The 21,951-nt window shown below is 55.5% G+C and carries 19 protein-coding genes; 3 read left to right on the top strand and 16 right to left on the bottom strand.

Annotated elements, in window-relative coordinates; all coding sequences use genetic code 11:
• Positions 1–13 precede the first annotated feature (13 nt).
• The 9 genes from cydA to sdhC all read right to left on the bottom strand — a co-directional run bounded on the left by cydA (position 14) and on the right by sdhC (position 11,985).
• Positions 14–1,582: a cytochrome ubiquinol oxidase subunit I gene (gene cydA / locus ACMGG5_RS12565; RefSeq protein WP_048990050.1), complete on the bottom strand. Its 1,569-nt coding sequence runs from the start codon at positions 1,580–1,582 to the stop codon at positions 14–16.
• Between the two features lie 730 nt (positions 1,583–2,312).
• Complete coding sequence (gene sucD, locus ACMGG5_RS12560) at positions 2,313–3,182, bottom strand: succinate--CoA ligase subunit alpha (RefSeq protein WP_008501094.1); 870 nt, start codon at positions 3,180–3,182, stop codon at positions 2,313–2,315.
• On the bottom strand, positions 3,182–4,348 hold the full coding sequence (gene sucC, locus ACMGG5_RS12555) for an ADP-forming succinate--CoA ligase subunit beta (protein WP_006809579.1): 1,167 nt from the start codon (positions 4,346–4,348) through the stop codon (positions 3,182–3,184). Before sucC ends, sucD begins: the two co-directional genes overlap by 1 nt.
• Positions 4,349–4,465: 117 nt before the next feature.
• Positions 4,466–5,686, bottom strand: a complete 1,221-nt coding sequence (gene odhB / locus ACMGG5_RS12550; RefSeq protein ID WP_008501093.1) for a 2-oxoglutarate dehydrogenase complex dihydrolipoyllysine-residue succinyltransferase — start codon at positions 5,684–5,686, stop codon at positions 4,466–4,468.
• 14 nt (positions 5,687–5,700) lie between these two features.
• Positions 5,701–8,508: a 2-oxoglutarate dehydrogenase E1 component gene (gene sucA, locus ACMGG5_RS12545; protein WP_032649515.1), complete on the bottom strand. Its 2,808-nt coding sequence runs from the start codon at positions 8,506–8,508 to the stop codon at positions 5,701–5,703.
• Positions 8,509–8,741: 233 nt separating this feature from the next.
• A complete protein-coding gene (sdhB, locus tag ACMGG5_RS12540) occupies positions 8,742–9,458 on the bottom strand; it encodes a succinate dehydrogenase iron-sulfur subunit SdhB (RefSeq protein WP_008501090.1) in 717 nt (238 codons plus the stop codon).
• A gap of 15 nt (positions 9,459–9,473) precedes the next feature.
• Positions 9,474–11,240 (bottom strand): succinate dehydrogenase flavoprotein subunit, encoded by a 1,767-nt coding sequence (gene sdhA, locus ACMGG5_RS12535; protein WP_024908800.1) that lies wholly within the window; start codon positions 11,238–11,240, stop codon positions 9,474–9,476.
• Positions 11,240–11,587 (bottom strand): succinate dehydrogenase membrane anchor subunit, encoded by a 348-nt coding sequence (gene sdhD / locus ACMGG5_RS12530; RefSeq protein ID WP_008501088.1) that lies wholly within the window; start codon positions 11,585–11,587, stop codon positions 11,240–11,242. Before sdhD ends, sdhA begins: the two co-directional genes overlap by 1 nt.
• Positions 11,581–11,985 (bottom strand): succinate dehydrogenase cytochrome b556 subunit, encoded by a 405-nt coding sequence (sdhC, locus tag ACMGG5_RS12525; protein WP_020684965.1) that lies wholly within the window; start codon positions 11,983–11,985, stop codon positions 11,581–11,583. Before sdhC ends, sdhD begins: the two co-directional genes overlap by 7 nt.
• A 639-nt stretch (positions 11,986–12,624) precedes the next feature.
• Between sdhC and ACMGG5_RS12520 the strand changes: the two genes are divergently transcribed.
• Entirely contained in the window at positions 12,625–13,908 is a 1,284-nt protein-coding gene (locus ACMGG5_RS12520) for a citrate synthase (protein ID WP_023334930.1), read from the top strand.
• 97 nt (positions 13,909–14,005) lie between these two features.
• Here ACMGG5_RS12520 and nei read toward each other — a convergent pair whose 3' ends face one another.
• The 7 genes from nei to ACMGG5_RS12485 form a co-directional block, all read right to left on the bottom strand.
• Positions 14,006–14,797, bottom strand: coding sequence for an endonuclease VIII (gene nei, locus ACMGG5_RS12515; protein ID WP_148769309.1), 792 nt, complete (start codon positions 14,795–14,797; stop codon positions 14,006–14,008).
• Positions 14,798–14,815: 18 nt separating this feature from the next.
• Positions 14,816–15,556 carry a 5-oxoprolinase subunit PxpA gene (gene pxpA, locus ACMGG5_RS12510; protein ID WP_420277930.1) on the bottom strand — a complete coding sequence of 247 codons (741 nt, stop codon included), beginning with the start codon at positions 15,554–15,556 and terminating at the stop codon, positions 14,816–14,818.
• On the bottom strand, positions 15,543–16,475 hold the full coding sequence (pxpC, locus tag ACMGG5_RS12505; protein ID WP_420277929.1) for a 5-oxoprolinase subunit PxpC: 933 nt from the start codon (positions 16,473–16,475) through the stop codon (positions 15,543–15,545). The genes pxpA and pxpC overlap by 14 nt, the downstream gene beginning before the upstream one ends.
• Complete coding sequence (pxpB, locus tag ACMGG5_RS12500) at positions 16,469–17,125, bottom strand: 5-oxoprolinase subunit PxpB (protein ID WP_420277928.1); 657 nt, start codon at positions 17,123–17,125, stop codon at positions 16,469–16,471. The genes pxpC and pxpB overlap by 7 nt, the downstream gene beginning before the upstream one ends.
• A 14-nt stretch (positions 17,126–17,139) precedes the next feature.
• Complete coding sequence (locus ACMGG5_RS12495) at positions 17,140–17,883, bottom strand: type 2 GTP cyclohydrolase I (protein WP_024908806.1); 744 nt, start codon at positions 17,881–17,883, stop codon at positions 17,140–17,142.
• A gap of 10 nt (positions 17,884–17,893) precedes the next feature.
• A complete protein-coding gene (gene phrB / locus ACMGG5_RS12490; RefSeq protein WP_420277927.1) occupies positions 17,894–19,306 on the bottom strand; it encodes a deoxyribodipyrimidine photo-lyase in 1,413 nt (470 codons plus the stop codon).
• Between the two features lie 347 nt (positions 19,307–19,653).
• Complete coding sequence (locus tag ACMGG5_RS12485; RefSeq protein WP_013097552.1) at positions 19,654–19,860, bottom strand: YbfA family protein; 207 nt, start codon at positions 19,858–19,860, stop codon at positions 19,654–19,656.
• A gap of 309 nt (positions 19,861–20,169) precedes the next feature.
• On the opposite strand from ACMGG5_RS12485, the gene kdpF reads away from it, so the two are divergent.
• Together kdpF and kdpA are read left to right on the top strand one after the other, a co-directional pair.
• The gene (kdpF, locus tag ACMGG5_RS12480; RefSeq protein ID WP_014069365.1) at positions 20,170–20,259 is read left to right on the top strand and encodes a K(+)-transporting ATPase subunit F; all 90 of its coding nucleotides are present in this window, start codon (positions 20,170–20,172) and stop codon (positions 20,257–20,259) included.
• Entirely contained in the window at positions 20,259–21,938 is a 1,680-nt protein-coding gene (gene kdpA, locus ACMGG5_RS12475; RefSeq protein ID WP_090417779.1) for a potassium-transporting ATPase subunit KdpA, read from the top strand. The genes kdpF and kdpA overlap by 1 nt, the downstream gene beginning before the upstream one ends.
• Positions 21,939–21,951: the final 13 nt, after the last annotated feature.

Raw genomic sequence — 21,951 nt, 5'->3', positions numbered from 1 at the left:
GATGACTCCTGTCTTAGCGTGCCGGCTGAGTAGTCGCAGTGGACTGCTCGTAGTGATAGCGACCGGTTTTCAGGCTGCTTGGGCCAAGGCGCGCGAACTTGAACATCAGGAACAGTTCAGCTACCAGGAACAGGGTGTACAGACCACAAATCAGCAGCATGGAGAAGATCAGGTCGCCCGCTGTCAGGGAGGAGTTCGCTACCGCCGTTGGCAGTACCTCACCAATCGCCCATGGCTGACGGCCATACTCCGCGACAAACCAGCCGGATTCGATTGCGATCCACGGCAGTGGAATACCGTACAGCGCAGTGCGCAGCAGCCATTTTTTCTCGCCGATGCGGTTGCGAATCACGGACCAGAAGGACGCCGCAATGATCAGCAGCATGATGATGCCGCAGCCCACCATGATACGGAATGCGAAGTACAGAGGCGCAACGCGTGGAATCGAGTCTTTGGTTGCCATCTGGATCTGTGCTTCTGTCGCATCAGACACGTTCGGGGTATAGCGCTTCAGCAGCAGACCGTAACCCAGATCTTTCTTCACGTTATTGAACTGGTCGCGAACGGCCTGGTCGGTAGAACCGGCACGCAGCTGTTCCAGCAGCGAGTAGGCTTTCATACCGTTACGGATACGCTCTTCGTGCTGAACCATCAGCTCTTTCAGCCCCGTCACCTGCTTATCAACAGAACGGGTGGCGATGATACCCAGCGCGTAAGGGATCTGAATCGCGAAGTGGTTTTGCTGCGCGTCCTGATCCGGAATACCGAACAGCGTAAAGGCCGCAGGCGCCGGTTGGGTTTCCCATTCGGCTTCGATAGCGGCCAGTTTGGTTTTCTGCACGTCACCCATTTCGTAACCGGATTCATCCCCCAGAACGATAACAGAGAGGATTGCAGCCATACCGAAGCTTGCCGCGATAGCAAAGGAGCGCTTAGCAAACGCGAAGTCACGACCGCGCAGCATGTAGTAAGAACTGATACCCAGGATAAACATTGCGCCGCACACATAGCCAGAAGCGACGGTGTGAACGAATTTAACCTGCGCAACCGGGTTCAGGACCAGCTCGGCAAAGCTGACCATCTCCATACGCATGGTTTCGAAGTTGAAATCAGACGCGATCGGGTTCTGCATCCAGCCGTTCGCCACCAGGATCCACAGCGCGGACAGGTTCGAACCTAATGCCACCAGCCAGGTCACCGCCATATGCTGGACTTTACCCAGACGGTCCCAACCGAAGAAGAACAGACCTACAAAGGTGGATTCGAGGAAGAATGCCATCAGACCTTCAATGGCCAGCGGCGCACCGAAGATATCCCCTACATAGTGGGAATAGTAAGACCAGTTAGTCCCGAACTGGAACTCCATAGTCAGACCGGTTGCCACGCCCAGTGCGAAGTTGATACCAAACAACTTGCCCCAGAACTTGGTCATATCTTTATAAATCTGTTTGCCGGAGAGAACGTATACCGTTTCCATGATGGCCAGCAGGAACGCCATACCGAGCGTCAGTGGCACAAACAGGAAGTGGTACATCGCGGTCAAGGCAAACTGTAAGCGCGACAGTTCGACTATATCTAACATCATGACTCCTTGCTCATCGCATGAAGACTCCGAGAGTGAACCCCGTCAGAGAGAGATCCACACGCATGCCCCAATACAAATTATTCGCATCCTTGTCGTCGTTATTACCCTGAAGGAGGATAAAAACGATGACGTGAGGTTACAAATACGTTAATAAAAAACTCAAATTGATCCCGCAAATATAATACGCTGCAAAACCCTTACAATAAACAGGTTTTTATTGAATCACATTTACGTTTTTCGACGGTGATCAATTTATAGCAAAATTACCACTTTTCGGCCATTTTGATCGCGGACAATTTAGCGCCTTTTGGTGTGTTTTTCCAAACATTAAACATTGATTTAAATCAAAAACAATCTGTTATGTTAATTGTGTTTTGATGCGGTGAACATAGTAAAGACCATGTTAAAGATATGTATATAAAATACAATTAAGGTTATCGAATCGACGGGTGAATATAAACAGAAGTGATTTTTATTAACTTAGTAGTCTGAATGCCGATTTATTCAGGACATAAATTTTAGTGGGTTTTTCGTTTTTTTCCATCTGCTCTCTTTAAGGCAAATAAATAACAATTATTTTACTTTTACATCCTCTCTAATTAACACCTGTTTGTGACTATTGCATGACGCCCGGCAGGCAATAAAAAAGGCCGCTTTACAGCGGCCAACCATGTCGAAACGGACATTTTTATACTGCAACGCCCCCCTTTCGGGGAGCAGAGAGGACTTACTTAATGATGGATTTCAGTGCTTCGCCGATATCCGCCAGGCTGCGAACGGTTTTCACGCCTGCGGCTTCCAGCGCTGCGAATTTCTCATCAGCCGTACCCTTACCACCGGCGATGATCGCGCCTGCGTGACCCATACGCTTGCCTTTCGGCGCAGTCACACCCGCGATGTAACCCACAACTGGCTTGGTCACGTGTTCTTTGATGTAAGCAGCCGCTTCTTCTTCCGCGCTACCACCGATCTCACCGATCATCACGATCGCTTCGGTCTGTGGATCTTCCTGGAACAGCTTCAGGATGTCGATGAAGTTAGAGCCCGGGATCGGGTCACCGCCGATGCCCACGCAGGTGGACTGGCCGAAGCCGTAGTCGGTGGTTTGCTTAACGGCTTCATAGGTCAGGGTACCGGAACGGGACACGATGCCCACTTTGCCCGGCTTGTGAATGTGGCCCGGCATGATGCCGATTTTGCATTCGCCTGGGGTGATAACGCCTGGGCAGTTCGGGCCGATCATACGCACGCCTGCTTCATCCAGCTTCACCTTCACGGTCAGCATATCCAGCGTCGGGATGCCTTCTGTGATAGTGATGATCAGCTTGATGCCTGCGTCGATCGCTTCCAGAATGGAGTCTTTGCAGAACGGCGCCGGAACGTAGATCACGGTCGCGGTTGCGCCCGTCGCTTCTACGGCTTCACGCACGGTGTTGAACACCGGCAGGCCCAGGTGGGTGGTGCCGCCTTTACCTGGCGTTACGCCGCCAACCATCTGCGTACCGTAGGCAATCGCCTGTTCGGAGTGGAAAGTCCCCTGGCTACCGGTGAAGCCCTGGCAGATAACCTTGGTATCTTTATTAATTAAAACTGACATTATTTCCCCTCCACTGCGGCAACAACCTGCTGAGCTGCATCCGTCAGACTTTTCGCTGCAATAATATTCAGGCCGCTGTCAGCCAGTTTTTTCGCGCCGAGTTCAGCGTTGTTACCTTCCAGACGTACAACAACCGGAACGTTAACACCCACTTCTTCTACCGCACCGATGATACCGTCGGCGATCAGGTCGCAACGGACGATACCGCCGAAGATGTTAACCAGAACGGCCTTCACGTTGTCGTCGGAGAGAATGATTTTGAACGCTTCGGTTACGCGCTCTTTGGTTGCGCCACCGCCCACGTCGAGGAAGTTTGCTGGCTCACCGCCGTGCAGCTTAACGATGTCCATGGTGCCCATCGCCAGGCCCGCACCGTTAACCATGCAGCCGATGTTGCCGTCCAGCGCCACGTAGTTCAGCTCCCACTGTGCAGCCTGCGCTTCACGCGGATCTTCCTGAGACTGATCGCGCATTTCGCGCAGATCCGGCTGGCGGAACAGCGCGTTACCGTCAGCGCCCAGCTTGCCGTCGAGGCAGATCAGGTCGCCCTGGGTGGTGATCACCAGCGGGTTAATCTCGATCAGCGCCAGATCGCGCTCCAGGAAGATGGTTGCCAGACCCATGAAGATCTTGGTGAACTGCTGAACCAGTTTACCTTCCAGACCCAGTTTGAACGCCAGCTCGCGACCCTGGTAAGGCATTGGGCCCGCCAGCGGATCGATAGCCACTTTGTGGATCAGGTGCGGGGTCTCTTCCGCCACTTTTTCGATTTCAACGCCGCCTTCGGTAGACGCCATGAACACCACGCGACGGGAGCTACGGTCAACAACCGCGCCCAGGTACAGTTCTTTCGCGATGTCGGTCGCCGCTTCAACCAGGATCTGGTTAACCGGCTGGCCGTTCGCGTCTGTCTGGTAGGTCACCAGACGCTTGCCGAGCCAATGTTCAGCAAACGCACGAATCTCTTCTTTACTCTTAACAACCTTCACACCGCCCGCTTTACCACGGCCACCAGCGTGAACCTGACACTTAACTACCCACGGGCCGGAACCGATTTTAGATGCAGCTTCTTCTGCTTCACGCGGGGTAGTACAGGCATAACCCACCGGAGCCGGTAAGCCATACCGGGCAAACAGCTGTTTGGCCTGATATTCATGTAAGTTCATGTGTTCTATCCATCCTTCAGGGTAATCGTTATCTTCAAACCTGTAGACCGGCGCAGTCTGTGTGCCGGATGGCGCTACGCTTATCCGGCCTACAGGGCAGGTGATGCTAAATAGTCACTAGACGTCCAGCAGCAGACGCGTTGGATCTTCCAGCAGCTCTTTAATCGCTACCAGGAAGCCCACGGACTCGCGGCCGTCGATCAGGCGGTGGTCGTAAGAGAGCGCCAGATACATCATCGGCAGGATCTCAACTTTACCGTCTACCGCCATCGGGCGATCTTTAATGGCATGCATACCCAGGATCGCGCTCTGCGGCGGGTTAATGATCGGGGTAGACATCAGCGAGCCGAATACGCCGCCGTTGGTAATGGTGAAGTTACCGCCGGTCAGATCGTCTACGGTCAGCTTGCCGTCGCGGCCTTTAACAGCCAGCTCTTTAATGTTTTTCTCGATATCAGCCATACCCAGGGTATCCACATCACGCAGAACCGGTGTTACCAGGCCACGTGGGGTAGAAACCGCCATGCTGACGTCGAAATAGTTGTGGTAAACCACGTCATCGCCATCGATAGACGCGTTCACTTCCGGGTAGCGTTTCAGCGCTTCAACTACCGCTTTCACGTAGAAGGACATAAAGCCCAGACGGATACCGTGACGTTTTTCAAACGCGTCACCGTACTGCTTACGCAGGTCCATGATTGGCTTCATGTTCACTTCGTTGAAGGTGGTCAGCATCGCGGTGGAGTTTTTCGCTTCCAGCAGACGCTCGGCCACGCGCTTACGCAGGCGAGTCATCGGCACGCGTTTTTCGCTGCGGGCGCCCAGAGCAGGCTGAGCTGCTGGCGCTGCCGCAGGGGCTTTCGCTTCTGCCTGAGCAGGCGCTTTCGCCAGGTGTTTGTCGATGTCTTCGCGGGTCAGACGTCCGCCTACACCGGTGCCTTTGATGGCTGCCGGGTCGAGGCTGTGTTCAGCCAGCAGGCGACGGATCGCCGGGCTGAGGGCGTCGTTAGACTGTTCTTCCAGAGAAGCCTGCTGGCGCTGAGCCGGCGTAGAGGCTTTCTCTTCAGACTTCGCGCTGGACTCTTTGCCCGCGCTGTTGCCTTCACGCAGGCGACCCAGGATCTGACGAGAGGTGACGGTGGTACCTTCATCTTCCAGCACCGCGTCCAGAACGCCATCCGCCGAAGCCGGTACTTCCAGTACCACTTTGTCAGTTTCGATTTCTACCAGCACTTCATCGCGCTTAACGGCATCGCCTGGTTTTTTGTGCCAGGTAGCGACGGTCGCATCTGCTACGGATTCAGGCAGGTCGGGAACAAGAATATCTACGCTACTCATTTTGTATCCTTTAATTAATCGACGTTCAGCGCGTCATTGACCAGATCTTGTTGCTGCTTCTGGTGAACGGACATATACCCTACCGCCGGAGAGGCGGAGGCCGGGCGACCTGCATAACGCAGGGCTGACCCAAATGGAATCACTTCACGGAAATGATGCTGGCTGCAGTACCATGCGCCCTGGTTGAGCGGCTCTTCCTGGCACCAGACAAAATCATGTACGTGAGCATATTGTTTCAGCACTTCCTGCATCGCCTGATGCGGGAACGGATAAAGCTGTTCGATACGCACGATGGCGACATCTTTCTGATCGTTCTTGCGGCGCTGTTCCAGCAGGTCGTAATAAACCTTACCAGAACACATCACCACGCGCTTCACGCCCTGCGGATCCAGCTCGTCAATTTCGCCAATGGCCGGCTGGAAGGTACCGTTCGCCAGTTCTTCCAGGCTGGACACCGCCAGCGGATGACGCAGCAGGGATTTCGGCGACATCACCACCAGCGGACGACGCATACCGCGCAGCGCCTGACGACGCAGCATGTGGTACACCTGAGCCGGGGTGGACGGCACGCAGACCTGCATGTTCTGCTCGGCGCAGAGCTGCAGATAACGTTCCAGACGCGCGGAGGAGTGCTCCGGACCCTGTCCTTCATAACCGTGCGGCAGCAGCATTACCAGGCCACACATACGGCCCCACTTCTGCTCGCCGGAGGAGATGAACTGGTCGATAACCACCTGCGCACCGTTGGCGAAGTCACCGAACTGCGCTTCCCAGATGGTCAGGGTGCGTGGTTCAGCGGTGGCGTAGCCATATTCGAAGGCCAGTACCGCTTCTTCAGACAGCACGGAGTCCCAGACCTTGAACTGGCCCTGACCGTTGTGCACGTGCTGCAGCGGGGTGTAGGTTGAACCGTTGGACTGGTTGTGAACAACCGCGTGACGGTGGAAGAAGGTCCCACGGCCCGCATCTTCACCGGACAGACGAACAGGAATGCCTTCGTCAACCAGCGTTGCGTAAGCCAGCGTTTCCGCGCCGCCCCAGTCGAACAGTTTCTCGCCTGCCGCCATGGACTGACGGTCAGCGTAGATTTTCTGCACGCGAGACTGCATCTCGATAGCGTCCGGTACGGTGCTGATGCGTTTAGCCAGCTCCTGCAGGCGCTTCATCTCAACCTTGTTCGGGTAGCTCTCATCCCACTCGTGGTTGAGGTACGGAGACCAGGTAAAGGAGTGCATGTTCATCGGACGCAGCTCTTTCACCACGCATTCACCCGCATCCAGCGCGTCGCGGTAGAGGTTGACCATTTCGGTCGCATCTTCCAGCGTCGCCACTTTGTCGCTCTCCAGCTTGTCAGCATAGATTTTGCGCGGGGTCGGGTGTTTTTTGATTTTCTGGTACATCAGCGGCTGGGTTGCACTTGGCTCATCCGCTTCGTTGTGGCCGTGACGGCGGTAGCAGAAGAGGTCAATGAACACATCGCGTTTAAAGGTATTACGGAAGTCCAGCGCCAGACGGGTAACGAAAGCAACGGCTTCCGGGTCATCCGCGTTAACGTGGAAGATCGGCGCCTGTACCATCTTACCGATGTCGGTGCAGTACGGGGTAGAACGCGCATCCAGCGGGTTAGAGGTGGTGAAGCCCACCTGGTTGTTGATCACGATGCGAACGGTACCGCCCACTTCATAACCACGCGCTTTCGACATGTTCAGGGTTTCCTGAACCACGCCCTGCCCTGTTACCGCCGCATCACCGTGGATGGTGATTGGCAGCACTTTATTGCTGCTTGGCTCGTCCAGACGATCCAGACGCGCACGTACGGAACCGATAACCACCGGGCTGACGATTTCCAGGTGTGACGGGTTAAACGCCAGCGCCAGGTGAACCAGACCGCCTTCGGTTTCGATATCAGACGAGAAGCCCATGTGGTACTTCACGTCGCCGGTGCCGAGGTGTTCTTTATGTTTGCCCGCGAATTCGTCGAACAGGTCCTGTGGTTTTTTACCCAGCACGTTGACCAGTACGTTCAGACGACCGCGGTGCGCCATACCCAGTACCACTTCACGGGTACCGCTCTTGCCTGCGTGACGAATCAGCTCTTTCAGCATCGGCACCAGCGCGTCGCCGCCTTCCAGCGAGAAGCGTTTTGCGCCCGGGAATTTCGCGCCCAGATAGCGCTCAAGTCCTTCCGCTGCGGTCAGTTCGTTCAGGAAGCGTTTTTTCTCGTCAGCCGAGAAGGTCGCGTGGCCCGCTACGGATTCGATGCGCTGCTGGATCCAGCGTTTCTCTTCGGTAGAGGTAATGTGCATATATTCCGCGCCGATGGAGCCGCAGTAGGTTTGCTTGAGCGCGTCAATCAGATCGCCCAGCTTCATCGTGTCTTTGCCGATGGCAAAGGAACCTACGTTAAAGCTTTCCTGGAAATCGGCCTCGGTCAGATCGTGATACGCCGGATCGAGATCGGCCACACGGTCTTGTTTCCACAGTCCCAGCGGATCGAGATTCGCATGCTGGTGACCGCGGAAGCGATAAGCGTTGATAAGCTGCAGGACTTTAACCTGCTTCGCATTGGTGTCAGGGTCGGAAATCGCAGAAGAGTAACGTGAGGCATCCTTCGCCAGACGACGGAAATAATCACGTGTTTTGGAATGGAATTGATCCGGTTTGACCCCTGTGCCAGGCAACTGCTGGAACATGGAACGCCAGTTTGCGTCCACTGAGTCAGGATCGGTTAAGAAGTCTTCATAGAGCTGTTCTATCCAGCTCTGGTTCGCACCAGAGAGGTAAGAAGAGTCCAGCCAGGCTTTCATTGCGCCGTTCTGCATCGTGATCCCTTAAGCATTTTTATGCTTACTTTCGCCGTAGAAACTACCACGCACACCGCGTGTACGTGCCGGGGTTCACCTGCGAGCTCTTTTCATTTGGCCCGCGAAGGAACCTTTAGAAACTGTCTGGACTTCAGGGTAGTACAGGGCAGTTTTTAAAGGTTTCTGCAATCTGTTCCCTCTCCCTTTGGGAGAGGGTCAGGGTGAGGGGAACAGCGCTCCCCTCTCACTACTTACGCACTGCGCTGCAGCAGCATCGACTTAATATGGCCGATGGCGCGCGTCGGGTTCAGCCCCTTCGGACACACACTGACGCAGTTCATGATGCTATGGCAGCGGAATACGCTGAAAGCGTCACTCAGTCCTTCCAGACGGCTGTCGGTTTCGGTGTCGCGGCTATCGATCAGGAAGCGATAGGCAGCCAGCAGACCGGCCGGGCCGATAAACTTGTCCGGGTTCCACCAGAACGACGGGCAGGACGTTGAACAGCATGCGCAGAGAATACACTCGTACAACCCATCGAGTTTTTCACGCTGCTCTGGAGACTGTAAGTGCTCGCGAGCGGGTGGATTTTGCCCATTATTCAATAAGTAAGGCTTAATCTTCTCATATTGTGCATAGAATTGCCCCATGTCTACCACCAAATCACGCACAACCGGCAGGCCTGGCAGAGGACGAATAACAATTTTCTGACCAGGACGTTGCAACGCTGAAATTGGCGTGATGCAGGCCAGACCATTTTTGCCGTTCATGTTCACCCCGTCAGAGCCACAAACCCCTTCACGGCAGGAGCGGCGGAACGACAGCGTTGGATCTTTTTCTTTCAGCTGGATTAAGGCATCCAGCAGCATCATGTCGCGACCTTCTTCCGCTTCCAGGGTGTAGTCCTGCATGCGCGGAGCGTCATCAACATCCGGGTTATAACGATAAACTGAGAATTCGAGTTTCATTATCCTGTCTCCGCATTAGTAAGTACGAATCTTCGGCGGGAACGCCGGACGCAGTTTCGGTTCCATATTGACGCTACGACGCGTCATGGTTTCCGACTCTGGCAGATACAGGGAATGGCACAGCCAGTTTTCGTCATCACGCTCCGGGAAGTCGAAGCGGCTATGCGCGCCACGGCTTTCGGTACGGAAGTTTGCCGACATCGCCGTCGCGAACGCGGTTTCCATCAGGTTATCCAGCTCCAGGCACTCAACGCGCTGGGTGTTGAACTCGCTGGAGGTGTCGTCCAGACGGGCATTTTTCAGACGCTCGCGGATAGCTTTCAGCTGCTCAAGGCCTTTGGCCATCGCATCGCCTTCACGGAATACCGAGAAGTTGTGCTGCATGCATTCCTGCAACGCTTTACGGATCTCCACCGGATCTTCGCCGTTACGGTTACCGTTCCAGCGGTTGAGGCGCTCAAGAGAGGCATCAATTTCGTCGTCGGTTGCATCACGCAGCGCGCCCTGCTCGGCAATAGATTCCTGCAGATGCAGACCCACTGCGCGACCAAACACTACCAGGTCCAGCAGGGAGTTACCGCCCAGACGGTTTGCGCCGTGTACGGATACGCAGGCAATTTCGCCTACCGCGAACAGGCCAGGAATAACCACGTCTTCGCCCTGCTCGTTCACGGTCAGCGCCTGACCGGTCACTTTGGTCGGAATACCGCCCATCATGTAGTGGCAGGTTGGGATAACCGGAATCGGCTCTTTCACCGGGTCGACGTGTGCAAAGGTGCGGGAGAGTTCCAGGATGCCCGGCAGACGGGATTCCAGCACTTCTTTACCCAGATGGTCGAGTTTCAGCTTCGCGTGTGGACCCCATGGGCCATCACAGCCGCGGCCTTCTCGGATTTCGATCATGATGGAACGCGCCACCACGTCACGACCCGCAAGGTCTTTCGCATTCGGGGCATAACGCTCCATAAAGCGCTCGCCGTGTTTGTTCAGCAGGTAACCACCTTCACCGCGGCAACCTTCTGTTACCAGAACGCCCGCACCGGCGATACCGGTTGGGTGGAACTGCCACATCTCCATATCCTGCACCGGCACGCCCGCGCGGATAGCCATACCGACACCGTCACCGGTGTTAATGTGGGCGTTAGTGGTGGACTGATAAATACGGCCTGCGCCGCCGGTCGCCAGCACGGTCGCGCGGGCTTTGAAGTAAACCACTTCACCGGTTTCGATGCACAGCGCGGTACAACCAACAATTGCGCCATCGGCGTTTTTCACCAGATCCAGCGCATACCACTCGGAGAAGATGGTGGTGTGGTTTTTCAGGTTCTGCTGATACAGGGTGTGCAGCAGCGCATGACCGGTACGGTCAGCCGCCGCCGCGGTACGTGCCGCCTGCTCGCCGCCGAAGTTTTTCGACTGGCCGCCAAACGGACGCTGATAGATAGTGCCGTTTTCCAGACGGGAGAACGGCAGACCCATATGGTCCAGCTCCAGAATCGCTTCCGGGCCGGTTTTACACATATATTCGATGGCATCCTGGTCGCCGATGTAGTCGGAACCTTTTACCGTGTCATACATGTGCCATTCCCAGTTGTCTTCATGGGAGTTACCCAGCGCAACGGTGATACCACCCTGCGCAGACACGGTGTGGGAACGGGTCGGGAAAACTTTAGAGAGCAGCGCACAGGTCTGGCCGCTCTGGGAAATTTGCAGTGCGGCACGCATACCTGCGCCACCGGCACCAATCACAACAGCATCAAATTCTCTGACTGGCAGTTTCATTACACACCCCACACCACAACGAATCCATAAATAACGTAAACCACCAGTGCAACCACAATGGCCAGCTGCAGCGGGAGGCGAATCGCCAGCGGTTTAACGTAATCGGTCAACACCTGCCACATACCAATCCAGGCATGAATAAGGATGGAGAACAGAGCCAGCAGGGTGAACACTTTGGTGAAGGCGGATCCGAAGAACCCACTCCAGATTTCCCACGTCAGCGTGCCGCTGGTCGCGAAGAAACCGATCATATAGATGATGTAAAGGGTGAGAACGATGGCGGTAGCACGGACCAGGATGAAGTCATGTACGCCGTTGCGTCCTAATGCGGAGGCGTTGCTTACCATACGAGAACTCCTGCGAGAAGTGAAAGCACGACTGTAATCACAAATGAAATGTTAGCGGAGCGTTTCCCGGCTTCGAACGTTTCTTCCAGATAGCCAAAGTCCATCAGCATATGGCGAACACCCACGACGACGTGGTACGCCAGCGCGGTCAGAATGCCCCACATGATGAATTTCACGAAGAAGCTGTTCATGATGGCAGAGGCCTGGAGGAATCCTTCAGGGGAAGAGAGGCTGGTGCCCAGTAACCACAGCAAAATACCGACCGCCACAAACGTAATCACACCAGAAACACGGTGCAGAATGGACGCTATTGCTGTTACAGGGAACCGGATCGTTTTGAGATCCAGATTGACAGGTCTTTGTTTTTTCACATTTCTTATCATGAATAACGCCCACATGCTGTTCTTATTGTTTCCTTCCTCCGGACTGCGATGCGGGTCAAGCAGCGTTCCTTTTCTATAACTGCGCGTCATGCAAAACATTGCTTCCAGATGCTAAAACGACACGTTACAACGCTGGGTGGCTCGGGATTGCAGGGTGTTCCGGAGACCTGGCGGCAGTATAGGCCGTTCACAAAATCATTACAATTAACCTACATACAGTTTGTCGGGTTTTCTCTGGAACAGTGATCAGGGTCACGATAACAACATCTTTTTAATTTTTAATCATCTGATTTGACAAATGTTAAACAATATTGTTACAAACGTCATCAGAAAAGGCATATAATGCGCAAAAGTTATGAGGTCTCACTTTCACCTGACAAATAGTTATGTAACAGTGTGATGGTATTGACCGAAGTTATCAGGACAGTTATTAGTGATATACAGGTTTGAATAATTCGGACTGCAAAAACGCTGATTTGCTGTTGTTTCACTGATATTTCATTCGTTTACCTGCAAGGCGCCATAGCTCTGTACCCTGGTTTGTCCTCGTGAGCTGAGCGGTAAGCCAAATAACAATCTGGTAACGGTGATTTACAGCTGAAAGCAAATCCGGTGAAGCGCAGTCTTAAGCATAAGGCGCTAAGGAGACCGTAAATGGCTGATACAAAGGCAACGCTCACCCTAAATGGTGACACTGCTATTGAACTGGATGTGCTAAAAGGCACGCTCGGTCAGGATGTTATTGATATCCGTACGCTGGGTTCTAAAGGTGTGTTCACCTTTGACCCTGGATTTACCTCTACCGCATCTTGCGAATCCAAAATCACCTACATTGACGGTGACGAAGGTATCCTGCTCCATCGCGGCTTCCCCATCGATCAGTTAGCCACCGAATCCAACTATCTGGAAGTGTGCTACATCCTGCTGAACGGCGAAAAACCGACGCAGGCCCAGTACGATGAATTCAAAACCACCGTGACCCGTCACACCATGATCCATGAGCAGATTACCCGTCTGTTCCATGCGTTCCGTCGTGACTCTCACCCAATGGCGGTGATGTGCGGGATTACCGGTGCGCTGGCGGCGTTCTACCACGACTCCCTTGACGTGAATAACCCGCGTCACCGTGATATCGCGGCGTTCCGCCTGCTGTCCAAAATGCCTACCATGGCGGCGATGTGCTACAAATACTCCATCGGCCAGCCGTTTGTGTATCCGCGCAACGACCTCTCCTACGCGGGTAACTTCCTGCGCATGATGTTCTCCACGCCGTGCGAAGAGTACGAAGTGAACCCGGTACTGGAACGTGCGATGGACCGTATTCTGATCCTGCACGCTGACCACGAACAGAACGCCTCTACCTCTACCGTCCGTACCGCGGGCTCTTCAGGCGCGAACCCATTCGCCTGTATCGCTGCGGGTATCGCCTCCCTGTGGGGACCGGCGCACGGCGGCGCGAACGAAGCGGCACTGAAGATGCTGGAAGAGATCAGCACCGTTGAGCACATTCCTGAGTTCGTGCGTCGTGCGAAAGACAAGAATGACTCCTTCCGCCTGATGGGCTTCGGTCACCGTGTTTACAAAAACTACGACCCGCGCGCCACCGTCATGCGTGAGACCTGCCACGAAGTGCTGAAAGAGCTGGGTACCAAAGATGACCTGCTGGAAGTGGCGATGGAGCTGGAACACATCGCGCTGAACGACCCGTACTTCATCGAGAAGAAACTCTACCCGAACGTCGATTTCTACTCTGGCATTATTCTGAAAGCGATGGGCATTCCGTCTTCCATGTTCACCGTCATCTTCGCCATGGCCCGTACCGTAGGCTGGATTGCGCACTGGAACGAAATGCACAGCGAAGGCATGAAAATTGCCCGTCCTCGTCAGCTGTATACCGGCTACGAGCAGCGTGATTTTAAGTCTGATATTAAGCGCTAACAGACGTTGGGTGCGGCCTGATGCCCTCACCCCGGCCCTCTCCCACAGGGAGAGGGAGAAAACATTAAAAACGGCAACTTTCGTTGCCGTTTTGCTTTTATTTCTGGCAGTGCGGGCACCAGTAAAAGGGTCTCGAAGAGAGCATAATCTTGTCGATAATCCCGCCGCATCGCTCGCACATTTTCCCCTCCCGATGAAACGCCTTGAACCGGAACAGCGCCCCGTGATGCTTGTTCTCATCCACCACGCCGCGCGTGTTGTACGACAGCCGCGGAATATCCAGCAGCGCGTGGGATAACGCCTCCAGCTGTTCATCATTCAGCTGAGACGCTTTGTGCTGCGGCGCCAGCCCGACTTCCCAGAGGATCTCCACCCGCAGGTAGTTGCCGAGCCCGGCCAAAAACGCCTGGTCAAGGAACAGGCCGGAAAACTGCCGGTTACGGAATTTAGGTGATAACAGCCGGGCCTTCACATCGCTCGCCATCAGGCGCATGTCCAGCACGTCCGGCCCGACCCGCTGCAGAAACGGGTGCGTCAGCAGCTGCTCCGGCGTTAACATTTCGATATCCGACGCGCTGTAAAGCAGGATCGCTTTATCCGCCGTTTGCAGCCTGACGCGCAGCACGCGGGTGGTTTGGGGCTGCTCCTCCGCCTCCACCACGCGCCAGACGCCGTAAAGCTGGTTATGGCTATATAACGTCAGGTTATGGGAAAAATGCGTGAGCAACGCTTTGCCGCGCGTTTCAATATGGGTCACCGTCTGCCCCACCAGCTGTGATTCAAACGGTTTTAGCTGAGGAAAAGCAAACCAGACATGCGTCAACGGTTTGCCCTTTATCGCCGCCTCCAGGCTATCCGCCGCGCGGCGGATCTCCGGACCTTCTGGCATGTTATTGTCCTTTCATGATTATTCTGCGCTGACCAGAATGCCCTCTTCAGAGAACGCCGCCCGCAAGCGGCGCGCGAACTGGAGCGCATGCTCGCCGTCGCCGTGTAAACACACCGTATCAGCCTGAACGTTTGCCTGTGTGCCATCCACGGCGGTCACCCGCCCGGCGCGCACCATCTCCAGCGTCTGCGCCAGCGCTTGACCTTCGTCCGTTATCAACGCACCAGCTTGTGTACGCGGTACAAGACTGCCATCGGGTTGATAACCCCGGTCGGCAAAGACCTCCTGCCGCGTGGTTAACCCCAGAAGCTCGCCGGCGCGAATAAGCTCGCTGCCTGCCAGCCCCACAAGGATCAGCTGCGGGTTACAATCGCGTACCGCGCGAGCAATCGCTTCCGCCAGCGCCGGTTCTTTTGCCGCCTGGTTATAGAGCATGCCGTGCGGCTTCACGTGGCGCATGACACCGTTCTCAGCGCGTACCATCGCCTCCAGCGCGCCGATCTGGTAGAGCACCTGAGCGTAGACCGTATCCGGCGGCAGATCCATCGCCGTGCGGCCAAAGTTTTCCCGGTCAGGGAAGCTCGGATGAGCGCCAATCGCGACGCCGTTTTTGATGGCATTACGCACGCTCTCCAGCATGGTTTGCGCATCGCCCGCGTGAAAGCCACAGGCGATGTTGACTGAGGTGACAAGCGTCATCAGCGCCGCATCGGCGCTGCTGCCCTCGCCCAGATCGGCATTCAAATCAATCTTTACCATCAAGCCTCCACGCCAGCTGTTCGAGATAACGCTGCTGATCCTGCCGCGCCTTCAGCGCCTCTTCCAGTGAACACTGCACGAAGTGAATCGGCTGGCCGAGAGGAATTTGCGCCAGATGGTAGCGATCGGCTTCAATGATGCAGGCAATTCGCGGGTAACCGCCGGTCGTCTGCGCGTCGTTCATTAACACGATCGGTTGCCCGTTGCCTGGAACCTGAATGATCCCCGGCAATAAACCGTGGGAGAGCAGTTCCCTGTCGGTCGTCCGGATCAGCGGCTGCCCCTGAAGACGGTAGCCCATGCGGTTACTCTGCGGGCTAAGCTTCCACGGCGAGCGCCAGAAGGACTCTTTGGAAGCCTCGTCAAACTCATGATATTCCGGCCCCGGTAAGGCGCGGATCTGGTTTCCCCACAGCAGCTGTTTTACGCCCTGCGCGGTCGAGAAATGGCGTGCCGAGGGCTTGATTGCCAGCCGATCGCCGTCGCGCAGCAAACGCCCTTCATGACCGCCGATCCCGGCTTTCTGATCGGTACTGGATGAGCCCAGCACCTCCGGCACGTCGATGCCGCCCGCCACCGCGAGATAGCTACGTACACCGTGCAAAGGACGCTTTAAGGTCAGACGCTGTCCGGCTTTCGCCCGCAGACGCCAGCCGGTCCAGACCGCTTTGCCATCCAGCGTCGCGTCACACCCTGCGCCGGTTAAGGCAAACCAGGTCTCCTGACTAAACTCAATGACGCACTGACCGAGCGTAATTTCGAGCGCGGCCGTATTGCCGGGGTTGCCCACCAGCACGTTAGCAATCTCCAGCGCAGGCCTGTCCAGCGCGCCACAATAGCTCACGCCAGACTGGCGCATACCAAAGCGGCCCGCATCCTGTACGGAGGTATAAAGCCCGGCGCGAATAAGCGTTAACATACCCCCTCCTTCTGCGGGATAAAGCGAAGGGTATCGCCGGGACGCAGGAGTATTGGCGTCTCCAGCCCCGGGTCAAATAACGGTGTGGCGGTATGCCCAATAAGCTGCCAGCCGCCGGGCGATGTCAGCGGATAAACGCCGGTCTGCTCGCCGCCGATAGCCACCGTCCCCGCCGGTACGCTCAGGCGCGGTTCGGCACGACGTGGCGTATGCAGCTGAGGGGATAATCCACCCAGATACGGGAATCCGGGCTGAAAGCCCAGGAACCAGACCACGTAGTCAACCGAGCTGTGCAGCTCAACAACCTGCTTTGCTGTTAAACCACAGTGGTCTGCCACCACGCCGAGATCCGGTCCCCCCGGGCCGCCATACACGACCGGGATCTCGATGGCACGCGATTCCGGCTCCAGCGCCTCACTCTCTTCCCACCAGCGCTGCAAACGTTCGATGGCATCCAGCGCCAGCGTATGCGGGCTACGCAGCACCACGGTGATGTTATTCATCCCCGGAATGGCTTCAACCACTTCCGGCAGATCGACCAGACGCTGGGTTAGCCGCCAGATACGTTTTTGCGTGGCAAGGGTCACCGGCGGCTCGAGCTCCAGAACCACTGCCGTTTCTCCCAGAAGATAACAACGCGCTCGCTGCACTCAGGCACCTCTCATCAGGCCGGGTTAGGGATATCAATAAAAGTCACATCCAGATCGGTGTTTTCCGTCAGCCACTCGCTGAGGGCGCGAATGCCGCCGCGCTCGGTGGCATGATGGCCTGCCGCGTAAAAATGCAGCCCCTGCTCACGCGCCGAATGAATCGTCTGCTCGGACACCTCGCCGGTGATAAAAGCATCGACACCAAAACGCGCGGCGCTGTCGATAAAGCCCTGCCCGCCACCGGTACACCAGGCCACACGCTTGACCGTATCCGGGCCGGTATCACCGCTCCATAGCGGACGACGCCCCAGGCGCGCTTCAATCCACGAGGCCAGCTCCAGCCCCGGAACCGGCATCGCCAGTTCGCCCCACGGCACCAGCGGCTCAATCTCCCCCATCACGGTAATGCCCAGTAGCTGCGCCAGCTGGACGTTGTTGCCGAGCTCCGGGTGCGCATCCAGCGGCAGGTGGTAACCGTACAGGTTAATGTCATTTGCCAGCAGCGTTTTCAGGCGGTTGCGCTTCATGCCGCGAATAATCGGCGATTCGTTTTTCCAGAAGTAACCGTGATGGACAATCACCGCATCAGCGTTCTGACGGACCGCCTCGTCCAGCAGCGCCTGGCTTGCCGTGACGCCGGTGATAATTTTTTGCACCGTTTCACGTCCTTCGACCTGGAGCCCGTTCGGGCCGTAATCGCTGAAGGAGGCACTATTCAGTTTTTCGTTAATCAGGCGTTCCAGTTCGCTGTTTTTCATCATCACTCTCTTATGCTTTGCGGGCCGCTTCGTACGCAGCCAGCGTGGCGACACGCGCCTGTTTATGATCGACAATCGGACGGGGATAATTCAGTTTTACACGCTGTTTATCCGCCCATGCCCACGGTTCGTGGATCGCTTTAGCCGGTATCTCTTTAAGTTCAGGGACCCAGCGGCGGATAAACTCGCCGTCCTCATCAAATTTTTGTCCCTGAGTGGTTGGATTAAAAATCCGGAAATAGGGAACCGCATCGGTGCCCGTTGAGGCTGCCCACTGCCAGCCGCCGTTATTCGCGGCAAGATCGCCATCGATCAGCTGAGAGATAAAATAGCGCTCTCCGATACGCCAGTCGATAAGCAGATCCTTCACCAGAAAGCTGGCGGTAATCATTCGCAGGCGGTTGTGCATCCACCCCGTCTCATTGAGCTGACGCATCGCGGCATCGACTATCGGATAGCCCGTCAGCCCTTTTTGCCAGGCCTGTAAAAGTGCCTCGTCGTGCTGCCATTTTACGTTGTCGGTCCAGGGAATGAACGGACGATGCTTACAGAGATCGGGATGATACGTCATCAGATGGCGATAAAACTCACGCCAGATCAGTTCATTCAGCCAGACGGACCCAGCGCCGCCCTCCAGCGCCTGCGGCTGCTCCGCCAGCAGACGATGTAAACACTGGCGAGGAGAGATCGCGCCCAGTGCCAGACAGGCCGACAGGCGGCTGGTGCCCTCGATGGCGGGAAAATCCCGACGCGCGTCGTAGTTGGCCGCATCCTGTTTGCAGAACTGGCGCAGTTGGGCGATGGCCGCTTTCTCATCGGCGGGGAACAGCGCTTTATCAAACGGCTGCTGAGGATAATCGAACGTCAGTTCAGACAGGTCCTTCAGGGGTTCGCCCCTCGCGGCAGGCGCGGCAACGCACTCCGGCAACGCCTCTTTCAGACGTTTGATAAAGGCATTTTTAAACGGAGTGAAAACTTTATACATCTCACGGTTGCCGGTCATCACGCTGCCCGGCGCCAGCATCACGCTGTCATCAAATCCTTCACAGACCACATCCTGCAGCTCCTTCTCCAGCTGACGGTCGCGCTGCTGCTCGTTGAATTCGTACTGATAGTTGTAAAAAAGATGCGTAACGTTGTGCTGCTTACAGGTCTCCTGCACCGTCCGCAGCTGTGCGGCAAAATCACTCACCTCTTTATAGAGAAGCGGTATGCCTTTTCCGGCAAGCGAATGCTGCAGTTCGGTCAGATACGCACGCAGCAAGGCCGCCTGGCGGGGAGCCATATCATGCTGCCGCCACTGCCCGGGCGTAGCCACAAACAGAGCCAGTACGTTAGCGTCTTTGGCGCGGCAGGCCGCCGCGAGGGCGATGTTGTCATGTACGCGCAGATCCGCGCGAAACCAAACCAGATGGGTGGGCATAAAACTCCAGGCTATTGTCCATTATGTCCGTAAGGGCATGCCGTAAAAGGAAAAAGCATGCATTGAACTACTTTGCCATGAAGTGTAGACGGGATGAAATAAAAAAGGCCGCCCGAGGCGGCCTTAACGCTACTTGTCCTGCGAGATCGTGGTTAAAGCAACAAACCCGATCGGCTCATCACTTATTAGGATTTTATAAAGGCTTCGAGGGATTGCCATCTGCTTACAGGAGGGGATGATAAAAATCCCGGGTAGGGGCTGGAAGACCACCCAACGGACCGCGAATCCCGAGGGACAAAAAAACCGCCACATTACTGTTGGCGGTTTTTTTATTGCTGTGTGTAGTCTTAGTAGAAGTCGCAGGTCGCTTTCTCGGCCTGATCCATCCATACCGGCTTCTCGCTGGTTTTCGCCCAGACGCGGTGCAGATAGCTATAAAAACGTGCACGATCTTTCCAGAACAGCATCACCGGCAGAGCCAGCACGCCAGCCACTACGGCGAAAGCGCGGCGCATGAACACGATATGAGCCGGATACTCTTTATAAAGATCCATATTTTTCTCCCCTATAGTTGGCCGGAAACGTCATCCGGAAAATTCAAAATCTGTGACCTGGCTAAAATAATATCGCTTTGTTTGTAATTTTACTACTCATCCGACCACTTATTTTCGTCCGTTTAGCAAAAATTTACACTCACACCGTAATTAAGTTACAAAAAAGTTAACGATTTACTTATCAATAGTTAAATTGTGGGCTTTGCCATTTTTATACTTTTTTTACACCCGCCCTTCTCATTTTTGCGAAATCTTTGCGCCATAAATCCTACCGTTAGCACAACAACAAAAGTCACCCGGAGGTGGATTGTGAGTGCAGGTCTTATTGCCGGCATCGTGCTGGTGTTCCTGTTATTGGGTTATTTGGTTTATGCCCTGATTAATGCGGAGGCATTCTGATGGCTGCTCAGGCGTTTTTGCTTATTGCCAGTTTCTTAGTGGTGTTGTTCGTCCTGGCAAGGCCGCTGGGCTCGGGGCTGGCACGGCTAATCAATAACGTTCCCCTGCCCGGCACGGGAAGCGTTGAAAAAGGGATCTGGCGCGTACTGGGAATAGACGATCGGGAGATGAACTGGCGTGACTATCTGATCGCCATTCTGCTGCTGAATATTGTTGGGCTCATTGCGCTTTTTGCCATGCTGATGTTGCAGGGCATTCTGCCGCTGAATCCGCAACAATTACCGGGCCTGTCCTGGCATCTTGCGCTGAACACGGCTGTCAGTTTTGTCACCAACACCAACTGGCAGTCCTATTCCGGTGAAACCACGCTCAGCTACTTCAGCCAGATGGTCGGGTTAACCGTGCAGAACTTCCTCTCTGCCGCGAGCGGTATTGCGGTGATCTTCGCGCTGACGCGTGCGTTTGCGCGCCAGAAAGTGAGCACGCTGGGTAACGCGTGGGTGGATCTGACGCGCATTACGCTGTGGATCCTGCTGCCGATTGCGCTGCTGATCGCGCTGTTCTTTATTCAGCAGGGCACCCTGCAAAACCTGATGCCTTACACGCCTTATACCTCGCTGGAAGGCGCAAAACAGCTCCTGCCGATGGGGCCGGTGGCGTCGCAGGAAGCCATCAAAATGCTCGGGACGAACGGCGGGGGCTTCTTCAACGCCAACTCCTCGCATCCGTTTGAAAACCCTACCGCTCTGACCAATTTTGTGCAGATGCTGGCGATTTTCCTGATCCCCGCCGCGCTCTGCTTTGCCTTTGGAGACGTAGTCAACGATCGCCGTCAGGGGCGCACCCTGCTCTGGACCATGTCGCTTATCTTCGTGGTCTGTGTTGCGCTGGTGATGTGGGCCGAATGGCAGGGTAATCCGCACTTCCTGACACTGGGTGCCGACAGCGCAATCAACATGGAAGGTAAAGAGAGCCGCTTTGGCATTCTTGCCAGCAGCCTGTATGCGGTGGTCACCACGGCTGCCTCGTGCGGGGCGGTCAACGCCATGCACGATTCCTTTACGGCGCTGGGTGGCATGATCCCGATGTGGCTGATGCAGATTGGCGAGGTGGTGTTTGGCGGCGTAGGCTCTGGTCTGTACGGCATGCTGCTGTTCGTGCTGCTGGCGGTGTTTATTGCAGGTCTGATGATTGGCCGCACCCCGGAATATCTGGGTAAAAAAATCGACGTCCGCGAGATGAAATTAACCGCGCTGGCGATTCTGGTCACCCCGGCGCTTGTGCTGCTCGGCACCGCGCTGGCCCTGATGACCGAGGCCGGACGCAGCGGCATCTTTAACCCTGGCATTCACGGTTTTAGTGAAGTGCTGTATGCCGTCTCCTCTGCCGCCAACAACAACGGCAGCGCCTTTGCAGGCTTAAGCGCCAACTCACCGTTCTGGAACTGCCTGCTGGCGTTCTGCATGTTCGTGGGTCGTTTCGGGATCATCGTGCCGGTTATGGCGATAGCCGGATCGCTGGTGAACAAAAAAATCCAACCGACCACCACCGGGACGTTACCGACCCACGGCGCGCTGTTTATCGGCCTGCTGACGGGCACCGTGTTACTGGTCGGCGCCCTGACCTTTATCCCCGCCCTCGCGTTAGGCCCGGTCGCGGAATACCTTTCTTTACGCTGATTTTGCGGAGAAA

It is taken from the genome of Enterobacter sp. BNK-34, assembly GCF_048684445.1.
In the GTDB taxonomy this organism is placed as follows: Bacteria; Pseudomonadota; Gammaproteobacteria; order Enterobacterales; family Enterobacteriaceae; genus Enterobacter; species Enterobacter pseudoroggenkampii.
The sequence above is the reverse complement of the archived record's forward strand: the minus strand, read 5'-3'. Positions and strand labels throughout refer to the sequence as shown.